The organism is Streptomyces sp. NPDC001750 (genome assembly GCF_042892615.1).
In the GTDB taxonomy this organism is placed as follows: Bacteria; Actinomycetota; Actinomycetes; order Streptomycetales; family Streptomycetaceae; genus Streptomyces.
Genome location: NZ_JBIAUE010000005.1, coordinates 82,328 through 102,226, shown reverse-complemented (window position 1 = coordinate 102,226; position 19,899 = coordinate 82,328). Strand labels below are relative to the sequence as shown.

Annotated in this window: 14 protein-coding genes; 8 read left to right on the top strand and 6 right to left on the bottom strand. The window is 70.7% G+C overall.

All coding sequences use genetic code 11. The features are described from left to right. Positions 1–15 precede the first annotated feature (15 nt). The 4 genes from ACFYY6_RS10740 to ACFYY6_RS10725 all read right to left on the bottom strand — a co-directional run bounded on the left by ACFYY6_RS10740 (position 16) and on the right by ACFYY6_RS10725 (position 3,147). Positions 16–792 carry a phytanoyl-CoA dioxygenase family protein gene (locus ACFYY6_RS10740; RefSeq protein ID WP_386608264.1) on the bottom strand — a complete coding sequence of 259 codons (777 nt, stop codon included), beginning with the start codon at positions 790–792 and terminating at the stop codon, positions 16–18. A 580-nt stretch (positions 793–1,372) separates the two neighbouring features. Further along, positions 1,373–2,011: a TetR family transcriptional regulator gene (locus tag ACFYY6_RS10735; RefSeq protein WP_351623750.1), complete on the bottom strand. Its 639-nt coding sequence runs from the start codon at positions 2,009–2,011 to the stop codon at positions 1,373–1,375. Positions 2,012–2,228: 217 nt separating this feature from the next. After that, entirely contained in the window at positions 2,229–2,984 is a 756-nt protein-coding gene (locus ACFYY6_RS10730; RefSeq protein ID WP_389192676.1) for an SDR family NAD(P)-dependent oxidoreductase, read from the bottom strand. 1 nt (position 2,985) lies between these two features. After that, positions 2,986–3,147, bottom strand: coding sequence for a hypothetical protein (locus ACFYY6_RS10725; protein ID WP_351623754.1), 162 nt, complete (start codon positions 3,145–3,147; stop codon positions 2,986–2,988). 224 nt (positions 3,148–3,371) lie between these two features. Between ACFYY6_RS10725 and ACFYY6_RS10720 the strand changes: the two genes are divergently transcribed. Beyond that, the gene (locus tag ACFYY6_RS10720) at positions 3,372–4,325 is read left to right on the top strand and encodes a ScbA/BarX family gamma-butyrolactone biosynthesis protein (RefSeq protein ID WP_351623756.1); all 954 of its coding nucleotides are present in this window, start codon (positions 3,372–3,374) and stop codon (positions 4,323–4,325) included. Between the two features lie 328 nt (positions 4,326–4,653). On the opposite strand, the gene ACFYY6_RS10715 is transcribed toward ACFYY6_RS10720, so the two are convergent. Both ACFYY6_RS10715 and ACFYY6_RS10710 read right to left on the bottom strand, forming a co-directional pair. Further along, on the bottom strand, positions 4,654–5,454 hold the full coding sequence (locus tag ACFYY6_RS10715) for a phytanoyl-CoA dioxygenase family protein (RefSeq protein WP_386608267.1): 801 nt from the start codon (positions 5,452–5,454) through the stop codon (positions 4,654–4,656). Between the two features lie 224 nt (positions 5,455–5,678). Then, positions 5,679–10,337, bottom strand: a complete 4,659-nt coding sequence (locus ACFYY6_RS10710) for an amino acid adenylation domain-containing protein (RefSeq protein ID WP_389192671.1) — start codon at positions 10,335–10,337, stop codon at positions 5,679–5,681. A gap of 674 nt (positions 10,338–11,011) precedes the next feature. Between ACFYY6_RS10710 and ACFYY6_RS10705 the strand changes: the two genes are divergently transcribed. Genes ACFYY6_RS10705 through ACFYY6_RS10675 form a run of 7 tightly spaced genes read left to right on the top strand, consistent with a single transcriptional unit; the run spans position 11,012 to position 19,787 of the window. Then, positions 11,012–12,313, top strand: coding sequence for an MFS transporter (locus ACFYY6_RS10705; RefSeq protein ID WP_389192668.1), 1,302 nt, complete (start codon positions 11,012–11,014; stop codon positions 12,311–12,313). Next, positions 12,314–12,904 carry a DUF6817 domain-containing protein gene (locus tag ACFYY6_RS10700; protein WP_388651071.1) on the top strand — a complete coding sequence of 197 codons (591 nt, stop codon included), beginning with the start codon at positions 12,314–12,316 and terminating at the stop codon, positions 12,902–12,904. Beyond that, positions 12,901–16,023 carry an amino acid adenylation domain-containing protein gene (locus ACFYY6_RS10695; protein ID WP_389192665.1) on the top strand — a complete coding sequence of 1,041 codons (3,123 nt, stop codon included), beginning with the start codon at positions 12,901–12,903 and terminating at the stop codon, positions 16,021–16,023. The genes ACFYY6_RS10700 and ACFYY6_RS10695 overlap by 4 nt, the downstream gene beginning before the upstream one ends. Further along, positions 16,020–17,039, top strand: coding sequence for a TauD/TfdA family dioxygenase (locus ACFYY6_RS10690; RefSeq protein ID WP_351517378.1), 1,020 nt, complete (start codon positions 16,020–16,022; stop codon positions 17,037–17,039). The genes ACFYY6_RS10695 and ACFYY6_RS10690 overlap by 4 nt, the downstream gene beginning before the upstream one ends. Further along, positions 17,036–18,319 (top strand): hypothetical protein, encoded by a 1,284-nt coding sequence (locus tag ACFYY6_RS10685; protein WP_351517379.1) that lies wholly within the window; start codon positions 17,036–17,038, stop codon positions 18,317–18,319. Before ACFYY6_RS10690 ends, ACFYY6_RS10685 begins: the two co-directional genes overlap by 4 nt. After that, positions 18,319–19,548 (top strand): aminotransferase class V-fold PLP-dependent enzyme, encoded by a 1,230-nt coding sequence (locus tag ACFYY6_RS10680; RefSeq protein ID WP_389192663.1) that lies wholly within the window; start codon positions 18,319–18,321, stop codon positions 19,546–19,548. Before ACFYY6_RS10685 ends, ACFYY6_RS10680 begins: the two co-directional genes overlap by 1 nt. A 23-nt stretch (positions 19,549–19,571) precedes the next feature. Then, positions 19,572–19,787: an MbtH family NRPS accessory protein gene (locus ACFYY6_RS10675; protein ID WP_351517383.1), complete on the top strand. Its 216-nt coding sequence runs from the start codon at positions 19,572–19,574 to the stop codon at positions 19,785–19,787. Positions 19,788–19,899 lie beyond the last annotated feature (112 nt).

Below are 19,899 nucleotides of genomic sequence, written 5' to 3'. Positions count from 1 at the left end.
GAGGGGCCGGGGCGTTCAGCTCTGCGCGTCGAACTCGCTGTTGCGGACGAGCCTTACGTTCTCCGTCAGCCCCACGTCGTAGCCGCGTTCCCGCTCCAGCCGGAGCATCCGCGCGGGCCGGAAGTTGAGGATGTAGGCGCGGCGCACTCCGTCCGTGGTGTTGCCGCGCGAGTAGTGCAGGGTGGTGCCCGAGTGCGCGACGCCCTCGCCCGCGGACAGCGGCACCGCGGTGGCGCCCGGCTCCGTCTCCGCGCAGTCGCACTGGATGTTCTTGCCGTCGCTGGTCGCGTAGTGGGGCCGGATCGGCTCACGGTGCGAGCCCCGGACGTACCACATGCAGCCGTTGTCCAGGACTGCGTCGTCCAGCGCCACCCAGATGGACACGGCGCGCTTGTCGGGCAGATCGATCCAGTAGGCCGCGTCCTGGTGCCACGGGGTCGGCACACCGGTGCGGGGGGCCTTGTGGATCAGCATGTCGAAGTCGAACACGGCGTCGTCGCCGATCAGTTCCTTCGCCGTCTCCAGTGCCCTGGCGTGCAGCGGCATCTCCCGCAGGGGTTCGTGGAGCGCGGAGGGCCACATGATCTGGGTGATGTTCTCCTGGCCGCCGCGGCGCGGCTCGTGCGACCCGAGGTCGGAGCGCTTGTCGCCGCTCTCGATCTCGCCGCTGAGGAACCGGTCGTAGATGTCCCGGTAGGTCCTCACCTCCTCCATCGACAGCAACGGGCCCGTGGTGACGAATCCGTCGTTCGCGAAGGTCTGCGCCCGGGCGATCTCAGTGTTCACTGTCATGGGAAGCCTCCGTGTGACGTGATGCTCAGGTGATCTGCGGTGCGGGTGAGGGCAGTTGCGCATGCGACACCGACGGGACGACGGGCAGGGGCGTCGAACGGAAGGCCGCGGGACCAGGACGGTCGCGGCCCGGAAGATGGCACCGTCGACGTTGACGGAGCGCCGGGATGGGCAAGGAGCGCCGGTCCGGGGCACACCCCGCAACCGGGGACGGCGCACACGGGACGGCGCCGGAAGACGCGTCGGGAGCGTGGAGGTGCGACGGCCCCGAGGGGCTGGCACGGACACGTCTTCGTGCTGGTCCTCAGCCGTCGGAACGGCTCATGGAATGGCCCGGTCGATGCCGGGCGGACACAGCGACCCCGGCCATCGGAACGTTCGCCCGTCGAAGAGACGTCATGAACTCGGCGTGCGCGGCGCCACACGGCGGTGCCGGCCGTCGAAGTCCCTCCCCCTCCTTCCGGTCCTTCGCGAGCGAAACGCGCGCAGGTGCACCCGGCCCGTTCGAGCCCTGGGGCGCCCGCGCCCATGAAACATACAGAACCCGCGCTTTGTTTACTAGGGGATCAATACTGTCCGCTCAGGATCGGTGACCGGAGCGTGCGGAGCCCTGCCGCCGGTCGTCCGATTCGCCCGGTGTACGGGCGGCACCGCCCAGCACCACCCGCCACATGGATTCGAGCTGGTCGACAGCCCCGGCGGGAGCGGTTCCGTCCGGCGTCCGGGCAAGGGCCTCCGCCCCCGCCAGCAGGCAGGCGGCCAGCGCGACCACCGTGTCCGGATCCACGCCCGGCCGCAGCTCCCCCTCGCGGTCGGCCCTGAGGAGAAGCTCGCGCACCACGGGGATCCACGCGGCCGTCCAGTCGACGGCGCCACGCGGATCGTCCCGGGCCAGACGCGCCGCGGAACGCACCACCGCCTCGCCCTCCAGCAGACGGGCGAGCCCGACGGTCAGACCGACGGCGGAGCCCAGGGCCGGCGACGGGTCGTTCGCCACCTGTTCCGTCCGGGCGTCCACGAGCGCGCGGGCATCGGCCCGAACGGCGTCCGCCAGCTCGCTCTTGGAGGCGAAGTGAAAAGTCAGAGCTCCCATGGACACATCGGCCAGTCGGCAGATGCGGGCGAGCGTGGCGCGCTCGTAGCCGTTCCGGTCGATCTCGACCGCCGCGGCCCGGATCAACCGCCTCCGGGTGCGATCGGACTTCTTCTCGGTCCCCATGTCACCTCTTCCAGTGGGCCGGAACGCTGCGGACGGCGACGGGCGAGCGATCGGAGGTCCGGCCGAGCAGCAGCAGAAGCAAACCAAACGCTCGTTATATTTTTCCAGAGGTGTGCGGACCCCAATACCCCGGTACCGGAGCGAGCGGGCTCCCCCACGGCGAGGGGGCGGCCCCCTCTCGGGACCCCCCTCGCCGTGCGCGCCCGGGTGCGCGGTGTCAGACCGCGGTCCGGCCGCCGTCCACGGGCATCGCGATCCCCGTCACGAACGACGCCCGGTCGCTGCAGAGCCAGGCCGCGGCCTCCGCCACCTCCTGGGCGGACGCGATGCGCCCGCGCAGCGTGTGCGACCGGAAGCGCTCCTCCAAGTGGGGCGAGCGGGAGATCAGTTCGTCCATCATCTCCGTTCTCGTGCTGCCCACGACCAGGGCGTTGACACGGATGCCCCGGTGCCCGTAGTCCTGTGCGGCGGCCCTGGTCAGCCCGATCACGGCGTGCTTCGCCGCGATGTACGCGGCGGAGGCGCTGGTGGCGCGCACACCGGCCACGCTGGAGGTGTTGACCACCGACCCGCCGCGGCCGGAGGCGAGCATCACCGGGATCTGGTGCCGCAGGCAGTTCCACACGCCGCGCACGTTGACGTCCATCGTCCGGGCGTACACCTCGTCGTCGATCTCGTGCAGCGGGGTGCCGGCCGTGGCGAACCCGGCGTTGTTGAACGCGGCGTCCAGCGAGCCGAAGGTGTCCACGGCCATCGACACGGCACGCTCCACGTCCTGCGGGACCGTCACGTCACCGGGGACGGCAAGAGCCCGGCCCCCGGCGCCACGGATCTCCTCCTCGATCCGCGCCAGGGACTCCCGCCGACGGGCCATCAGCACCACCGCCGCGCCCTCCCGGGCGAACAGGCGCGCGGCCGCGGCACCGATCCCGCTGGACGCCCCCGTGATCATGGCGACCTTGCCGTTCAGCATCTCAGTCCCCCCGGCCCCGGTGGTCCGCGCCACCGGGAGAGCCGGGGCTGAGGATCTGGTTGATGCTCGAACCGGCGTACCCGTGCTGGCCGAACGCCTCGGCCGCAGCCCGCAGGAGCGCTTCGCGCGTCCGCGCGGCCCGTTCTTGTCGTGGCCGACCCATCGGCCGCCCCTCTCCACTCCAAATGAAACGTCCCTTCTTATCCTAGGAGCGGTGCACAAGGAGGAATCCGGGCTGCCACGGGGCGTTCGCGACTCCCGGGCGAGTCAAGGTCCTTGACCGAACTCGCGGCACAGCAGAGCGAGTTCTCTGTAGGTTGCGCCCATGACATCGAGCCACTTCACGCCCGGCAAGGTCAGACCCGTGCCCGCATCGGGGAGGTCCATGTGATCGACGACGCTCCGGGGGTCGACGGCCTGGGCCGGGCACCCGGCCTCGTCGACCGCGTACCGGGTGTCTACGTGCACAAGACCGACGAGTCCGAAATCCTGCTCGCCGCCTACCGGCGCTCGGGCCCCGACGCCTTCCGTGTCGTCGCCCGCTGGCCCACGCGCCATCGCTTCTATCGCCCGGTGCACGGCGGCTACGATCCGCTGCTGGTCGCCGAGTCCGTACGGCAGGCGGTGCCGCTGCTCAGCCATGCCGGGTACGACGTGCCCTTCGGGCACAGACAGTCCTGGGACTACTTCCGCTGCACGGCCGACATGGCCGCCCTGGCGGCGACCGCCGACCGTCCCGAGGTGGAACTCCACATCACCTGCGCGGACGTCGTCCGGCGCGCCGGACGACTGGTGTCGCTTTCCATGCGGGTACGGATGATCCGCGGCGGGCGGACGATCGGCCGCGCCGAACTGGGCTTCCACAACCACTCTCCGGCCATCTACGCCTGGCTGCGCGGCCGTTACGGGGACCTGGACGCCGCACTCGCCGGCGCCCTTCCCCCCGCCCCGCCCATGGCTCCCGCCGACGTCGCCCGTGACAGCCTCACCGATGTCGTCCTCTCCCCGGCCGGTTCCCCGGCCCGCAGTCGGCTGCGCGTGGACCTGACCCATCCGGTGCTCTTCGACCACCCCGTCGACCACATCCCCGGGATGCTGCTGCTCGAGGGCGCCCGCCAGGCGGCGCACGCCGCACTCGCCCCGACGCCGATGGCCGTGATCGGCATGGACGCCTCGTTCCACCGCTATGCCGAGCTGGACGCGCCCTGCTGGATCGAGGCCGAGTCCGAGTCCGGTGCCGGGACGGCGGACGGCGCGGCGGCCCGCCGTACGGTCCGGGTGACCGCCCGGCAGGGAGCCGTACGCCGGTTCACGTGCACCGTTCTGCTCGATCCTCCCTGACGGCCGCCCGGCTCCCGAGGCGGACCGACGCGTTCCGCGGCCCGGCAAGATCACCCCCGCCCGTGTCGGGAGCACGGTCCGCCACCGCATCGGCGCAGGCACGCGGGACGGCCGCGGGACGGTCTGCGGGAGCCGACGGGCCGTGCCCGGTGCTCACAGTGTGTTCGCGCCGACCGCGGCCAAGGGCTGTCGCGCAATCCGTGGTGGATCGGCGCGCGGCGTCGGATGGGTGCATCGCAAGGCGGAGGGGCGCCCGCATACGGGACGTATGCGGGCGCCCCGACAACGCGGCGAGGCGCCGCAGCCGTCGTCGGGCGCCCACCAGGGGTTACGGGACAGCCCTTAGCGCGGTGGTGTCCCGGCTCACCAGGAATTCCGGCCGGGTCAGCCGCTCGGGGGCGTTGCTCACGGCGTTGTAGGTCACCAGCAGCATCGCCCGGCGGTCGGGCGAGAGGTTGTTGGACGACGCGTGGACGATCGTCGGGTGGAAGGCGTAGAGCGTGCCCGTCGGTCCCGTCACCAGGGCGGTGCCCAACTCCTGGGCCAGGTCCTCGGCCCGCTTGTCGGGGACGGTGTGTTCCAGGTCCGCGGAGACGTGCTTGCGCCAGTCGCCTCCCGGCCCGCCGGAGGCGCCGCCGGTCTCGGAGTCGATCAGCCCCTGGCGGTGACTGCCGGGGATGACGCGCAACGGGCCGTTCTCCTGGTGGACCTCGTCGAGCAGGACCGCGATGTTGACCGCCTTGTCGGCGGGCATTCCGTCCTCCCGGCTCCAGAACGCGAAGTCCTGGTGCCAGGGCCACGCGGCGCCCTCTCCGGGCTGCTTCATGTTGACCTTGAACTGGTAGACGTAGACCGGCTCGCCGAGCAGTTCCTCGGCCAGTCCCAGAAGCGCGGGCAGCCGGACGAGACGGCGGCACACGTCGTCGAACAGGTGGCATCCATGGATGCCGCGCACGGTCCGGTTGTCCTTCTCGTACACGACCTCGGGCCGTTCCTGGGTGCTCAGGGCTTCGATCCGCTCCGTCACACGGGCGATCACCCCCTCGTCCAGGACCTCCGATGACCGGAACCAGCCCTCCCGCTCGTAGCGGCTCCTGATGCTCGCCGATGTCTGGATCGAGTCGTTCACGGCGCCTCCCGGCACTCGGGCTTGAACTGCATGGTCGTCATCGGGCGCGCGCCCCCGGAGCGGCCCGTACGGAGGACGGCGCTCTTCCGGCCGCCTCGCGTCCGCGGGAAGGCCGTCGTCGGGCCGACGGGGGCGGACGGCCGCCTCGGTGGCACGCGTCGCACGCCTCTGCGAAGCGGACCGCGCACATGGGTTCTCGCGCGGGAACTCGCCGTTCCTCGCGTTCATCTCGCCGGATCGGGCCGGCCCGCGTTGCGTACCGGCCTTCTGCGCACGGCCGTGAGCCCGCGGGGGGACCGTGTCGGCTCCAGGGGGTCCCCCGGACGGGCCGCGACCGTACGCAGCAGCTCCACGAACCTCTCCACGAGGTCCTTGACCGTGGAGTGCTCGAAGAGGTCGACGCTGTAGCGCAGTTCTCCGACGACTCCCTCGCACTCCCCTTCGGCCGACTTCGACTCCGTCAGGCCCAGCCACATGTCGAAACGCACGACGGGGAAGTCGACGGGCTCCTCCGCGCATCGCACGCCGGGCAGTCGCAGCACGTCGCCCGACTCGTTCAACATGAACATGATCTGGAACAACGCGTGACGGGACAGCGAGCGGTGGGGGTTGAGTTCTTCCACGAGGCGGTCGAAGGGCACGTCCTGGTGGCTGAACGCCTCCAGGTCCACGTCCCGCACCCGCTTCAGCAACTCCTCGAACGTGGGATTTCCCGAGGTGTCCACCCGCAGGACCAGGGTGTTGACGAAGAAGCCGACCAGGTCGTCGAGGGCTTGGTCGGTGCGGCCGGCCGTGGGAGAGCCGATCGGGATGTCGTGCCCCGCACCCATCCGGGTCAGCAACGCGGCGAACGCGGCCTGGAACACCATGAACAGGCTGGTCCCGGTGCGCCGGGCCAGCCCGGTCAGCGCCCGGTGCAGCTCCGCGTCCAGGACGACTGGGACGAGATCGCCGCGATGCGAGCTCACCGCCAGACGCGGCCGGTCGTACGGCAGCGCCAGCCCATCGGGTATCCCCGCCAGTGCCTCGCGCCAGTAACGCAGTTGGCGGCCGGCCAGGCTCTCGGGATCGGACTCCTCGCCCAGCACCCGGCGCTGCCACACCGCGTAGTCCGTGTACTGCACCGGAAGCGGCGCCCACTCGGGTTCACGCCCCGCCAGCCTGGCCGTATAGGCCGTCGAGAGGTCCCGGAACAACGGCTCCAGCGACCAGCCGTCCATCGCGATGTGATGCATCGACAACAACAGCACGCTCTCCCGGGGGCGGATCTCGAACAGCCGGGCCCTGAGCGGGAGTTCCGCGGAGAGGTCGAAACCCCGGCTCGCCTCGGCGGCCAGCTCCCCCTCCAGGTCGTCCTCCGTCACCGCCACCACGCTCAACGGAACCTCGAACTCCCCCGGCTCCAGCACCCGCTGCGAGGGAACACCGCCCTCGTCGACGAAGACCGTCCGCAGACTCTCCTGCCGGACCATCGTGTCCCGCAACGCGGCCCGCAAGGCTTCCCGGTCCACGCTCCCGCGCAGCCGCAACGCGACGGGCACGTTGTAGGTGCCGCTGCAGTCCTCGAGCTGGTTGAGGAACCACAGCCGCTGCTGCGCCAGCGAGAGCTCGACCGGCCCGGTGCGCTCCTGACGCCGCAAGGGGGGACGGGATTCCTCGTTGCCGCTGATGACTCCCATCAGTGAGGCCACCGTCGGCGCCTGGAACAGTGCCTTGAGCGGAAGCTCCACGGAGAACGTGGAGCGCACGCTGTTGATCAGTCTGGTGGCCAGGAGCGAATGGCCGCCCAGGGAGAAGAAGCTGTCGTGCAGGCCGACCCGTTCGAGGCCGAGCGCCTCGGCGAACAGGCCGGACAGGACGCGTTCCCGTTCGGTGGCGAGCGTACGGTGCGAACCGGCGGGCCCGGCCCCGGAGCCGGCCGCGGCGCGGCCGGGCGCGGGCAGTGCCCGGCGGTCCAGCTTGCCGTTCGCGGTCACCGGTACGGCGTCGAGCACGACCACCGCGACGGGGACCATGTACTCCGGGAGCCGTGACGCGGCGAACCTCCGTACGGACGAGGAGAGTTCGTGGTCGTCGACGGTCCGCGGCGCGGCATCGCCGCCCGTTCGGGGCCGGCCCGTCGGGACCACGTACGCGACGAGGCGCCGGTCACCGGGGGCGTCCTCGCGCACCACGACCACGGCCCGGCCCACCCCCGGTGTCTCCAGGACCACCGTCTCGATCTCGCCGGGCTCGATCCGGAATCCACGGACCTTCACCTGGTCGTCGGCGCGGCCCGCGAACTCCAGTACCCCGTCGGGGCTCCAGCGGACCAGGTCCCCGGTCCGGTACATGCGGGCGCCCGCCGGGCCGAAGGGGCAGGCGACCAGGCGCTCGGCGGTGAGCCCGGGGCGGTTGTGGTAGCCCCGGGCCAGACCGGTGCCCGAGGTGTACAGCTCGCCGACCACGCCCGGCGGCACGGGGGCGAGGTGTTCGTCGAGCACGTACACCCGTGTGTTGCCGATGGGCCGCCCCACGGGCACACCGGCGCTCCCGGTCAGGTCGGCGGCTCGTACGGGGTGGGTCGTGGTGAACGTCGTGTTCTCCGTCGGCCCGTAACCGTTGATCAAGGCGACCGAGGGGGCGGATTCCAGCAGCGCCCGGCACTGCGACGCGGCGAGCACATCGCCTCCGGCCAGCAGATACCGCAGACCGGCGAACGCCTCGGCGTCCGCGTCGACCGCCTGGTGGAACAGCTCGGCCGTCAGCCACAGCGCGGTCACCCGGTGCGTGGCCAGGAAGGCGCGCAGTTCCGCGGTCGAGAGGAGTCCCGCGGGGGGAATCGCCAGGGTCGCGCCGTTGAGGAGCGTTCCCCAGATCTCCAGGGTGGCCGCGTCGAACGACACCGAGGACATCTGCGCGAAGACGTCGCCGCGGCCGAGTTCCATGAAGCCCGAGCCGCGCGCCAGCCGGATCACGGCGGCGTGCGGGACGGCGACCCCCTTGGGCCGGCCGGTGGATCCGGAGGTGTAGACGATGTAGGCGAGGTGACCGGGCAGCAGGGGGAGGGCGCGGTCGGCCCCGGCCGGCTCGTCCGGTACGGCCCCGGCCGGCTCGGCCGTCGTCCCGGGAGCGTCGAGCGTCAGCACCGGGGTGCCGGTGTCGTGCGCCGCCCGCCGAACGGTGTCGCGCACGGTGCCCGCCGTCACGATCAGGGCCGGTCGCGCGTCGGCGAGCATGAACGCGACGCGATCCGTCGGGTACCGGTCGTCGACGGGCAGGTATGTGCCGCCCGCCTTCAGCACGGCCAGGAGCACGGCGAGGAGCTCGGCCGAGCGTTCCATGGCGACCGCGACCACCGCCTCGGGGCCGACGCCGTGAGCGGCGAGGGTCCGCGCCAGACGGTCGGCCCGTTCGTCCAGTTCCCGGTACGTCCATGTGGTCCGCCCGTCCACCAGCGCGATCGCCTCCGGGGTGCGGGCGGCCTGCGACTCGAACAGGTCCGGGATCGTGCCCTCGGGCAGCGGGCGGGTGGTGTCGTTCCACGTGTCGAGGATGCGTGCGCGCTCGTCCGGGGCGAAGAGGTCGATGTCACCGATCGCCCGCGTCGGATCCGCGCAGACCTCTTCGAGGACTCTCACCAGCCGCAGCGCCAGAGCCTCGGCGGTGGCGCGGTCGAACAGGTCGGTGGCGTACTCCAGGTATCCGGTCAGGGCGCTCGGGGCGCCGTTGTGGCGGGGCGTCACGGTCAGGGTCAGATTGAGATCCCACCGGGCGCTGGGGAGGTGGAAGGGCCGTTCCTCGCAGACCACCCCGGGCAGCCGCAGGGTCCCTTCGTTCTCCTCCAGCGAGAGCATCACCTGGAACAGCGCGTGGCGGGACAGCGAGCGGTCCGGGTTGAGTTCTTCCACGAGGCGGTCGAAGGGCACGTCCTGGTGGCTGAACGCCTCCAGGTCCACGTCCCGCACCCGCCTCAGCAACTCCTCGAACGTGGGATTTCCCGAGGTGTCCACCCGCAGGACCAGGGTGTTGACGAAGAAGCCGACGACGTCGTCCAATGCCTCGTCGGCACGGCCGGCCGCGGGAGAGCCGATCGGGATGTCGTGCCCCGCGCCCATCCGGGTCAACAGCGCCGCCAGCGCCGTCTGGACCACCATGAACAGGCTCGTCCCGGTGCGCTGCGCAAGACCGGTCAGGGCCCGGTGGCGTTCGGCGTCCAGGACGACCGGCACCAGATCGCCGCGACGCGAACCCACCGCCGGACGCGGCCGGTCGTACGGCAGGGCCAGCTCCTGCGGGACACCCTCCAACGTCGCCCGCCAGTAATCCAGTTGCCGGCTCACCGGGCTCTCGGGGTCGGACTCCTCACCCAGCACCTCGCGCTGCCACACCGCATAGTCCGCGTAACTCACCGGAAGCGGCTCCCACTCCGGCTCCCGCCCCTCCAGCCTCGCCGCGTACGCCGTCGACACATCGCGGAACAACGGTTCCAGCGACCAGCCGTCCATCGCGATGTGATGCGCCACCAGCAACAGGACGTGTTCCTGCGGCCCCACCTCGAACAGCCGGGCCCTGAGCGGGATCTCCGAGGACAGGTCGAAGCACCGGCTCGCTTCGGCCGCCAGCTCCCCCTCCAGTGCGCCCTCGGTCACTGCCACCACGTCCAGCGGCACCTCGAACTCCTCCGGCTCCAGCACCCGCTGCCAGGGAACACCGCCCTGGTCGACGAAGACCGTCCGCAGGCTCTCCTGCCGGAGCACGGTGTCCCACAGGGCGGATCCCAACGCCTCCCGGTCCACCGGCCCCCGCAACCGCAGCACGAAGGGCAGGTTGTAGGCGGCATCGGCGTCCTCCAACTGATTGAGGAACCACAACCGCTGCTGCGCCGGAGACGACTGGATCATGCGGGCTCTCCCAACTGGCGGGCCTGAAAGGACCAAGGCGCGTGCGATCGAAACCGTTAGCTTCCTGCGAGACCACGGCGGGCGCCGATGCGGGCCGTCCGACGCCGCCGGGCCCTGCGACGCGAGGGACGAGCGCCGTCCGGCGCCGACGAACACGCCGTACGGCTCCCTCGGCCCGGCACACGCCCGGTCCGACGGGCGAAGTCCCTGGCCGGCCACACGAATCCGCCCGGCCTCCCCCGACCTGCCCCACGGCGCACGCGATCCACCGCACCGCCGAGGCGCGTCGCCCCCGAGCATCCGTGGGCGTGGAGAACCGCCTCCTGCCGACGCTTCATCGCCTCCGAACGGGCCCAGAGTAGGTGGGCCCAGTTCTGGTTCGGTTACGAGCCTCGATCGACGGCTTCGACGGTCGCACGGCGCTTTCCGGCGGAGCCGTCCGCCATCGGAGAACGTCCCCCGAGCCGGGCTCGCGCGGCCGTCGGCTCCCGCACCCCGTACCCTGCCGGGTCCGGAACCGAGGGGCTTCCTCTCACGCCGGAAGGCCGGTTCGGCGCCTTCCGCCTGCATAACCGTCCGATAACCAAGGTGGGTTACTTTCACCGCTGCTACGGCGCAGGAGGGGGCCACGCCACGTTCGGCGACCACCCTCGTATTTCTACCGGCGAGGGCTTATGGACAATGTGGTGTCCGCACGGCAAAAATGGTGGTCGTTCGCTGTCGAGCGGCCGAACTTCCGCAGACTCTGGTGCGCGCAGTCCATCTCGGTCTTCGGTTCCCAGATCACCCTCATCGCCTTTCCTCTCATAGCGATCTCGCTGCTTCACGCGAGTGTGTCGGAAGTGGGCATCCTCTCTGCGCTGGAGAGGGCGCCCTTTCTGGTGTTCGGCCTGGTCGCCGGCGTTCTCGTCGACCGCTGGCGGCCGCGGACCGTGCTGATCGTCACGGACTGGATCCGTGCCGTGCTCCTGGGACTGATCCCGGTGGCGGCGTTCTCGGACGCCCTGACCATCGAGTGGCTCTTCTTCATTGCTTTCGCCGTGGGTTCCTGCACCGTCTTCTTCGACATCGCCTATCAGAGCGTCCTCACCTCCCTCGTGGAACCGGGTGATCTGCTGACGGCCAACCGCTGGCTGGAGACGAGCCGTTCGGTGGCGGAGATGTCGGGGCCGGGTGTCGCCGCGGGCCTCCTGAAAGTCGTTTCCGTACCGGTCTCCATTGCGGTGGATGCCCTTTCGTTCGTATTCTCGGCACTGTTCGTCCACTCGACGCGTCCCACCGAGCCGGTTCCCCGGGCGCCACGCGATTCCTCGCTCTGGTCGGATTTCAAGGCCGGCCTGCGCTTCGTCCGCGAGACCAGTTTTCTTCGCTGGAACGCCGTCATCGGCGCGACGTGGAACCTGCTGTACCAGGCCCTGCTCGCGGTCTTCTTCGTCTACCTCGCGCGTGAGCTGCGGCTGAGCGCCACGAACATCGCGATCGTCGTGCTCGCGGGCAGCGTGGGCGCCGTACTGGGAGTCCTGGTGATGGGCACCGTCAACAGGTGGTGCGGACTTGGCCGGGGCATCGTGCTCTCCATGTGCTCGGCCGGCGCCGGCGGAATTCTCCTGGTCGCCGCCGACGGTTCGTCGCTCCTGGCGATCGTCGTCGTCGCGTCCGGCTTCATGCTCATCAATGCCAGTCAGCCGCTCTTCAATGTCAATGTCATCAGCATCCGGCAGATGATCACCCCCGATCACCTGATGGGGAGAACAACGGCCGCCATTCGATTCCTCGTATGGGGAACGCTCCCCGTCGGGGCACTCGTCGGCGGATTCCTGGGCGAGGCGTTCGGAACCCGTTCCACGATCGCCGTGCTCGGCGGCGGATACCTGATTCCGGCACTCATGACAATGAGCTCGCCCCTTCGGCGAATTCGAGACATCTCTGATGTCGGAATCGAGAAAAGCAAGCAAACAGCCAGCAAGGAGTGTTAGGTGCTTGACGCTCAGGAATACCGGAGCGACCTCGTGCGGTTAGGGATGCACAAGGTCGCGCATCAGGACGTGACGTTGATGGACCACATGCTTCGCGCATGTACCATCCTCCAGGACATGAAGGCGAAGGAGCACATCTGCCTCGCCGGGCTCTTTCACGGTGTCTATGGAACGGAAGGGCTGCACAACGACGACGTCGAGTCCATTCCGGACTGGAAGCGCGTCGAGGTCCGGGAGGTCGTCGGACCGCAGGTCGAGCAGGTCATCTTCAATTTCTCCGTCATGAGTTACGCGTCCCTGGGGAAGAGCTTCCGCAATGTGATGCGTCCGACCGGGAAGCCGGATATCAAGGACCGCCGGACCGGCGAGGACATTCCGATGGACCGGGACGAGTTCCTGGACCTCCTGCGCATGAAGCTGGGCGATGTCCTGGCCCACATGCCCCCGCAGGTCGGTCACTCCCTGGTGGACCTTCCGACGGAATACGGAGGGTTCTGGAAGATGGCCGCCGAATACCTCGGTCCGGACGCGATCAGCACGTGGAACAAGTTCACGGGAGGCGAACTGTGCATCGACACGGAACAGAAATGACTTCCCAGACGTGGGACGGATTCCGGCTCTCCAAGCAACAGGAGCACGTCCTCGGCCTCGTGTCCGGCGCGTCGTCGAGCAGAACGGTGGCCGGAGTGCGCCTCGCGGCCCCGTGCGACCGCGAGGTGCTGGAGCGGGCGGCGCACGACGTGGCGTCGGTGCACGAGAGCCTGCGCACCGCCTACCGCCAGGTCCTCGGCGAGAACAGCGGCGTGCTGATGGTCGTCGAGGACGAACCGCGGATCCTCGTGTCGGAACGCTCCGGTGACGAGGACGCGCTGGGCGCGCTCGTCCGCGAGGAACTGCGCGCGGACGCCGACGAGGACGACGCGTGCACGGTGCGTCTGACCCTGTTCACCCACACCGACCGGAGCCGGTCGCTCGTCCTGTCCGCTCCGCGGCTGAGCGTCGACGCGGCGTCGGTCGAGATCTTCTTCCGGGACCTGCGGCAGGCGTACGCCTCGCGGCTGAACGGCACCCCGTGGCACCGCGAGGACGTCGTCCAGTACGCCGACTACGCCCAGTGGCAGTTCGAGGAGGGGCCGCCGAGCAAGCGGCAGAAGGAGATCGCGGCCGACCGCGAGGCCCGGCTGGCGGCCCTGCCTCCCCTGCACCTGCCGCTCGAACTCCGCTCCGACGAGGCGGGGCACGAAGAGGTGCGGTGGACGGTCCCGGCGCCCCTGGCCCAGAAGCTGCGGAGCCTCGGCGGCACGTCCGACGGCGGGCTGCGCACGGTCCTGCTGACCGGCTGGATCACGGCCCTCTGGCACGCCACCGGACGGCCGGAGGGCCTGGCGGTCGACACCTTGATCACGCGGCGGCCGTTCAGTGAAATGGCCTCGTCCATCGGGCATTTCGAGAGCCCCATGCCGGTCTTCGCCTCGATTGCCGAGGAGACCACGCTGAGCGATCTGCTGCGCACGGTGGGCGTGGAGACCGACTCCTACGAGCACGCGGACGAGAGCTCCATGGAGCCGGCCAGGCAGCACACCGCCGCCATCCCGGGCTTCCGGTTCAATGACGCCGCCGGTCTCGCGGCGCAGGACGCCCCGGCCTTCTCCGGTCTGTGGATCGAACCGGCCGACGACGGCCGGAAGGTCGGTCTGTGGGTGGAGTCCTCCGGCGAGGAGATCCGCATCCGGCTGCGTCATCAGCGCCTGGGCATGGCCGAGGGAGGCGCCGAGGCGCTCCTCGCCTGCCTGCGGGCAGCCCTCTCCGCGCTGGGCGACGACCCCGCGGCCCTCGTGCGTGCGCTGCCCATGCTCGACGAGGAGGGCGCGCGGGCGGCCGTCGCGGCCACGAACGGCGCCGAACCGCCGCTGCGGCCCGCCGAGCACTGGCACCGGCGCGTCGAGCGGACCGCCCGGCGCACGCCCGACGCCGTGGCGTTGCGGTCCGATACGCGTGACTGGAGCTACCGCGAACTCGACGAGGCCGCCAACCGCCTGGCCAACGAGCTGATTGCACGCGGCGTGACCGCCGGGGCCCTGGTGGGTCTCTGTCTGGAACGCTCCGACGTCGCCCTCGTCTCGATGCTCGCGATCGCCAAGGCGGGCGCCGGCTACGTCCCGGTCGACCCGAACCTGCCCCCGGGGCGTCGTGCCGCCATCGTCGACGCGGTCGGCTTCACTCATGTGGTGGCGACCAGGGAGACGGCGCCGGACCTGCCGCGGGACCGCGACGTCGTCCTCGTCGACGCGGAGCCGGCGGTCTGCGCCGACCGCGACGCCACGTGCCCCGACGTGGTGACGGCCGACGACGACCTCGCCTATGTGCTGTTCACCTCGGGCTCCACCGGGACACCGAAGGGGGTGCTGGTCGGCCACGGACAGCTCGCCGCCTACCTGGACGGCGTGCTCGACCGGCTGGACCTCGACGGCCCGATCGACTCGGTCGCGCTGAGCACCCTGGGCACCGACCTGGGCAACACCGCCCTCTTCCCTCCGCTCATGACGGGCGGCCGGCTCCGGGTCGTCGCCGCGGACATCTCCTCGGACGCGCAGGCGCTCGCGGAGCTGCTGGCCGAGGAGAGCTACGACCTCCTGAAGATCACGCCCTCGCACCTGGAGGCCGTCTTCGCCGTGGCCGACGCCCCGGACGAACTGATGCCACGTCAGGCACTGGTGGTGGGCGGCGAACCGGTCGGCTGGGGCACGTACAACCTGTTCCGCGGCTTCCTCGGCGACTGCCGGCTCTACAACCACTACGGCCCGTCCGAGACGACCGTCGGCGTGCTCTGCGGGCGGATCACCTCCGACGACCTGGCCGGTCTGGCCTCCACCCTGCCGCTCGGCAGGCCGATGCGGCACGCACGCGCCTACATCCTGGACCCGGAGCGCCGGCCGGTGCCCGCCGGCGTCCCCGGTGAGCTGTGGATCGGCGGGTCCTCGGTGTCCCAGGGCTATCTCGCCGGGACGGCGGACCAGCGGGAGCGGTTCACCGACGACCCGTTCAGCCCGGTCCCCGGGGCACGGATGTACCGATCCGGCGACCGGGCGCGGCTGCTCCCCGACGGCAGCATCGAGTTCCTGGGCCGCGTCGACCGCCAGATCAAGGTGCGCGGGTTCCGGGTGGAGCTGGGCGAGATCGAGGCGGTCATGCGCCGGCACCCGAGGGTGACGGGCAGTGTGGCCGTGGTGGCGGGCGAGAGCACCGCCCGGCACATCGTGGGCTACGTGACCGATGCCGAGGGAAGCCGCGGGTCCGCGGAGTGGCTGCGCGAGTTCCTGGCGGAGCATCTCCCGGAGTTCATGATGCCCGCGCACTTCGTGGCGCTGGACGCCTTCCCGCTGACCAGCACCGGGAAGATCGACGCCTCGATGCTTCCCGCGCCCGGCTCCTACAGCGAGGTCCCCACCTCGTACGTCGAGCCCCGGACTCCGACCGAGAAGAAGGTCGCCGACATCATGGCGCAGCTCCTGCTGCTGAAGTCCGCTGGTGCCGACGACGACTTCTTCGAGATCGGCGGCCATTCGCTGCTGGCGACCCAGCTGATCGCCAGGCTGCGCGACGAGTTCAAGGTGAACATCAAGCTGCGCAACCTCTTCGAGCGGCCCGTCGTGTCGGAGCTCGCCGAGTTCATCGACCAGCTCCTCGACAAGAAGGCGGGAGGCGAATGATGTCCCGGGGGACCGCGGCGAGTCCGAAGGGGCGCTTCGGCAGCGCCCGCAAGTCCATCTCGGTCAGCAGCGAGGCACTGGTCCGGGTGGCCCCGCTGTTCGACGGCACCCGCGCGGTGTCGTGCACCCCGGCCGTCTCCCGGCTCGACGCGCGGGAGTGGCTGGCCGGTTCGGGGAGCACGCTGGCGCGGCTGCGTGACGAGCACGGTGCCGTGCTGCTGCGCGGCTTCAGCCCGCTCGACGCCGAGGGGCTGGGCGAGCTCGCCACGGCCCTCGCCGGTGAGCTGCGCGACTACGACAACCGCTCCACCCCGCGCACGCGGGTCAACGACCGGGTCTTCACCTCGACGGAGTACCCGCCGGACCAGACCATCCCCCTGCACAACGAGATGTCGTACACCGACTCGTGGCCGGGGACGCTGTTCCTCGCCTGCATGGTCCCGGCGGCGACGGGCGGCGAGACCCCGCTGGCCGACAGCGCCCGCGTCCACGACCGGGTGCCGGCCGCGACGCGCGAGCGCTTCGAGCGTCACGGCGTGATGTACGTGCGCAACTTCGGGCACGGTCTGGACCTGAGCTGGCAGGAGGCGTTCCAGACCGAGGACCGGGACGAGGTCACCGCGTACTGCGAGCGGCACGGCATCCAGGCGGAGTGGCTGGGCGGCGAGCGGCTCCGTACCCGGCACGTGGTGCAGGCGACCCTGGAGTCGCGGCGGACGGGCAGGCGGGTCTGGTTCAACCAGGCGCACCTGTTCCACGTCAGCTCGCTGCCCGGGAGCGTGGAGCGCGAGCTGCGCGAGAGCTTCTCCGAGGACGAGTTGCCGCGCAACGCCATGTACGGGGACGGCAGTCCGCTGGACCCGGCCGACCTGGCCGCGGTCCGGGAGGCCTACGCGGCGGAGGAGATCGCGTTCCCGTGGCAGGAGGGCGATGTCGTGGTCGTCGACAACGAGCAGTTCGCACACGGCAGAAGGCCCTACACCGGGACCCGTTCAGTGCTGGTGGCCATGGCATGACCGACGCGACCGTGTTCGAGGCCGTGCGCGAGGAGATCGCCTACGCGTACGACAGCACCGTCTTCTTCCGCGAGCACATGGACGCCAACGGCCTGCGGCCGGAGGACATCCGGGACGCGGAGGACTTCCGGCGGATCCCGCCGACCTCGAAGCCGCACTACCGGCGCAACTTCCCGGCGGGCGTGCTGGCCAAGGGGTACACCCTCAACTCGCCCAACGTGATGCGGTTCCAGAGCTCCGGTACGTCCGGGGACCGTCTGAACAGTGCCATCCTCTCCTTCGACCTGGCACGCCGTCAGGCCACCGCGATCAAGGTCAACCGTCGCTTCGACACGCTGTGGCGCCCCGGCAGCCGGCCGAGGATCTGCCGGTTCGCGCCGCCCAACTGCTCGGACGTGGAGTGCGCGACGGGGTTCTCGACCCTTCAGGACCGTACGCTCCCGGACGGCACACTGGTGCTGACCGTCGCCCACGACCTGCTGGCGACCCCGGAGTGGCAGATCGTCAAGGCGCTCGACGAGATCGAGATCTACCAGCCCGACATGCTGGTGGTGGATCCGACGCACTTCGCCTTCCTGACCCGGTGGGCGCGGCGGCTGGGTCGGCGGATCACCTCGCCCCGCACGTTGCACATGGTGTGCGGCTACACCCTCATGACCCGGGTCGCCCGGCGCCAGATCGAGGAGTTCATGGGTGCGGACCTGCCGATCGGCGACATGATCGGCATGTCCGAGCTGGGGTACCTGGGATTCGAGTGCCATCACGGGAACCGGCACGTCAACGACCGTGACTTCTACATGGAGTTCGTCCGGGACGGCAAGCCCGTCGAGGAAGGCGGGACGGGCGAGTTGTACGTCACCACGCTGGACGACGGCCTGATCCCGCGCATCCGCTACGCCACGGGCGACCACTTCACCCCGCTGGGCAGCGCGTGCGACTGCGGCAGTGATCTGCCGGTGGTGCGGATCGAGGGCCGGGCCACGCACATGGTCCGGCTGCGGGACGGCCGCGTCGTCACCCCGGGCGCCGTGGACGCCGTGGTCGGCGACGCGCCCTGGCTCGATCTCTACAAGCTGGAACAGGACCGCAGCGGTGACTGCGTCCTGCGGTACGTCCCGAACGACGGGGCACGGGACGAGGACGCCGCGGCGCTCGCGCTCCGGCTGGCCGAGGCCCTGGCCCCGAACGACGTCCACCTGGAGGCCGTGGACTACATCGCCTGCGAGCGCAGCGGGAAGTTCCAGCCGTGCGTCTCCCACATCTCGGCGGAAGGTGCGTGATGACCATGCGGAAGAGCCGACGGGACGACTTCCCGGCGCTGCGGCGGGAGATCGACGGACAGGCGATCTCGTACCTGGACAACGGCGCCACGACGCTGAAGCCGCGCCAGGTCGTCGATGCCGTCAGCGAGTACTACGAGACGAACGGCGCGAACATCCACCGCGGGAAGCACCGGCTGTCGGAGGAGGCGTCCGACGCGTACGAGGCGTCCCGCACGGTGCTCGCCCGGTACATCGGTGCCGCGGCGAACGAATTGGTGCTGGTCCGCAACACCAGCGAGGCGCTGAACCTGGTCGCGAGCGGTCTGGGCCTGGGGCCGGACCCGTACGTCGTGGGCTGTCTGGACGCGCACCACTCGCAGATGCTGCCGTGGCGGCGGGTCGGGCGTCTCGACCTGACGCGGGTGGACGCCCACGGCCGCCTCGACCGCGACCACTTCCGGTCGCTCCTGCGCGGCCGGCCGCAGGTGGTGGCGCTCACGCACTGCTCGAACGTCACGGGGGTCGTCCACCCGGTGGAGGAGTTGATCGCCGAGGTCCGCTCCGCCTGCGACGCGGTGATCGTGCTCGACGCCGCGCAGTCCCTGCCCCACCAGCGGGTCAACGTCCATGAGCTGGACGTCGACTTCATGGCGTTCTCCATGCACAAGATGCTCGGCCCCACCGGGGTCGGCTGCCTCTTCGGCCGCAGCGAGCTCCTCACGAAGCTGCGCCCCCTGTCGGTCGGCGGGGGCATGGTCGACTGGGTGGACCTCGACGGCAGCGTCGACCGGCGCATCCCGTTCAAGTTCGAGACGGGGACGCCCGACATCGCGTCCGTCATCGGATGCGCCGCGGCGATCCGCTACCTGGAGGCGGTGGACGGCCCGGAGCACCACCAGCACGCCCGGGAGCTGTGCGCCGCGCTGGTGGGCGGGGCGCTCGCCCGTCCCGGGGTGCGCCTGATCGGGCCCCCGGACCAGCACGACCGGATCGCGCTCGCGACCCTGCGCCTGGAGGAGGGGGTGCCCACCGGCGAGATCGCCCGTCTGCTGAGCGACTCCTACGGCTTCATGGTGCGCAGCGGTCATATGTGCGCGCAGCCCCTGGTCACCGAGCTGGCCGGTGGGGAGACCCTCCGGGTCTCGGCGTATCTGTACAACGAGGTCTCGGAGATCGAGGGCTTCTACCAGGCGTTGGACGAACTGCTGAGCCTGATGGCCCCGGTCGCGGTCGGTGCGGGCCGGTGACCGGTCGAGACAGGAGCGAACCCATGAGCACCAACCCCTTCGACGGCGAGGGCGCGTTCTACGTGCTGGTCAACGGTGAGGACCAGCACTCCCTGTGGCCGTCCCACGCGGACGTGCCCGCAGGCTGGAGCGTCGTCTTCGGCCCTGGTGACCGCGAGGGCGCCGTGGAGTACGTGGAGGCCAACTGGACCGACATGCGGCCGAGGAGTCTGCGCGCGCTCACGTCCCACGGCTCGTGACCCCGCGGGAGCGGCCGTGCGCGTCCCCGGACGGGTACGGCCGCTCCCGGCGGGGAGCCGCGGGGCGGGCGGGCCCTCCCGGCGCGCGCCTGCCCGCCGTCGGACGGCGGGG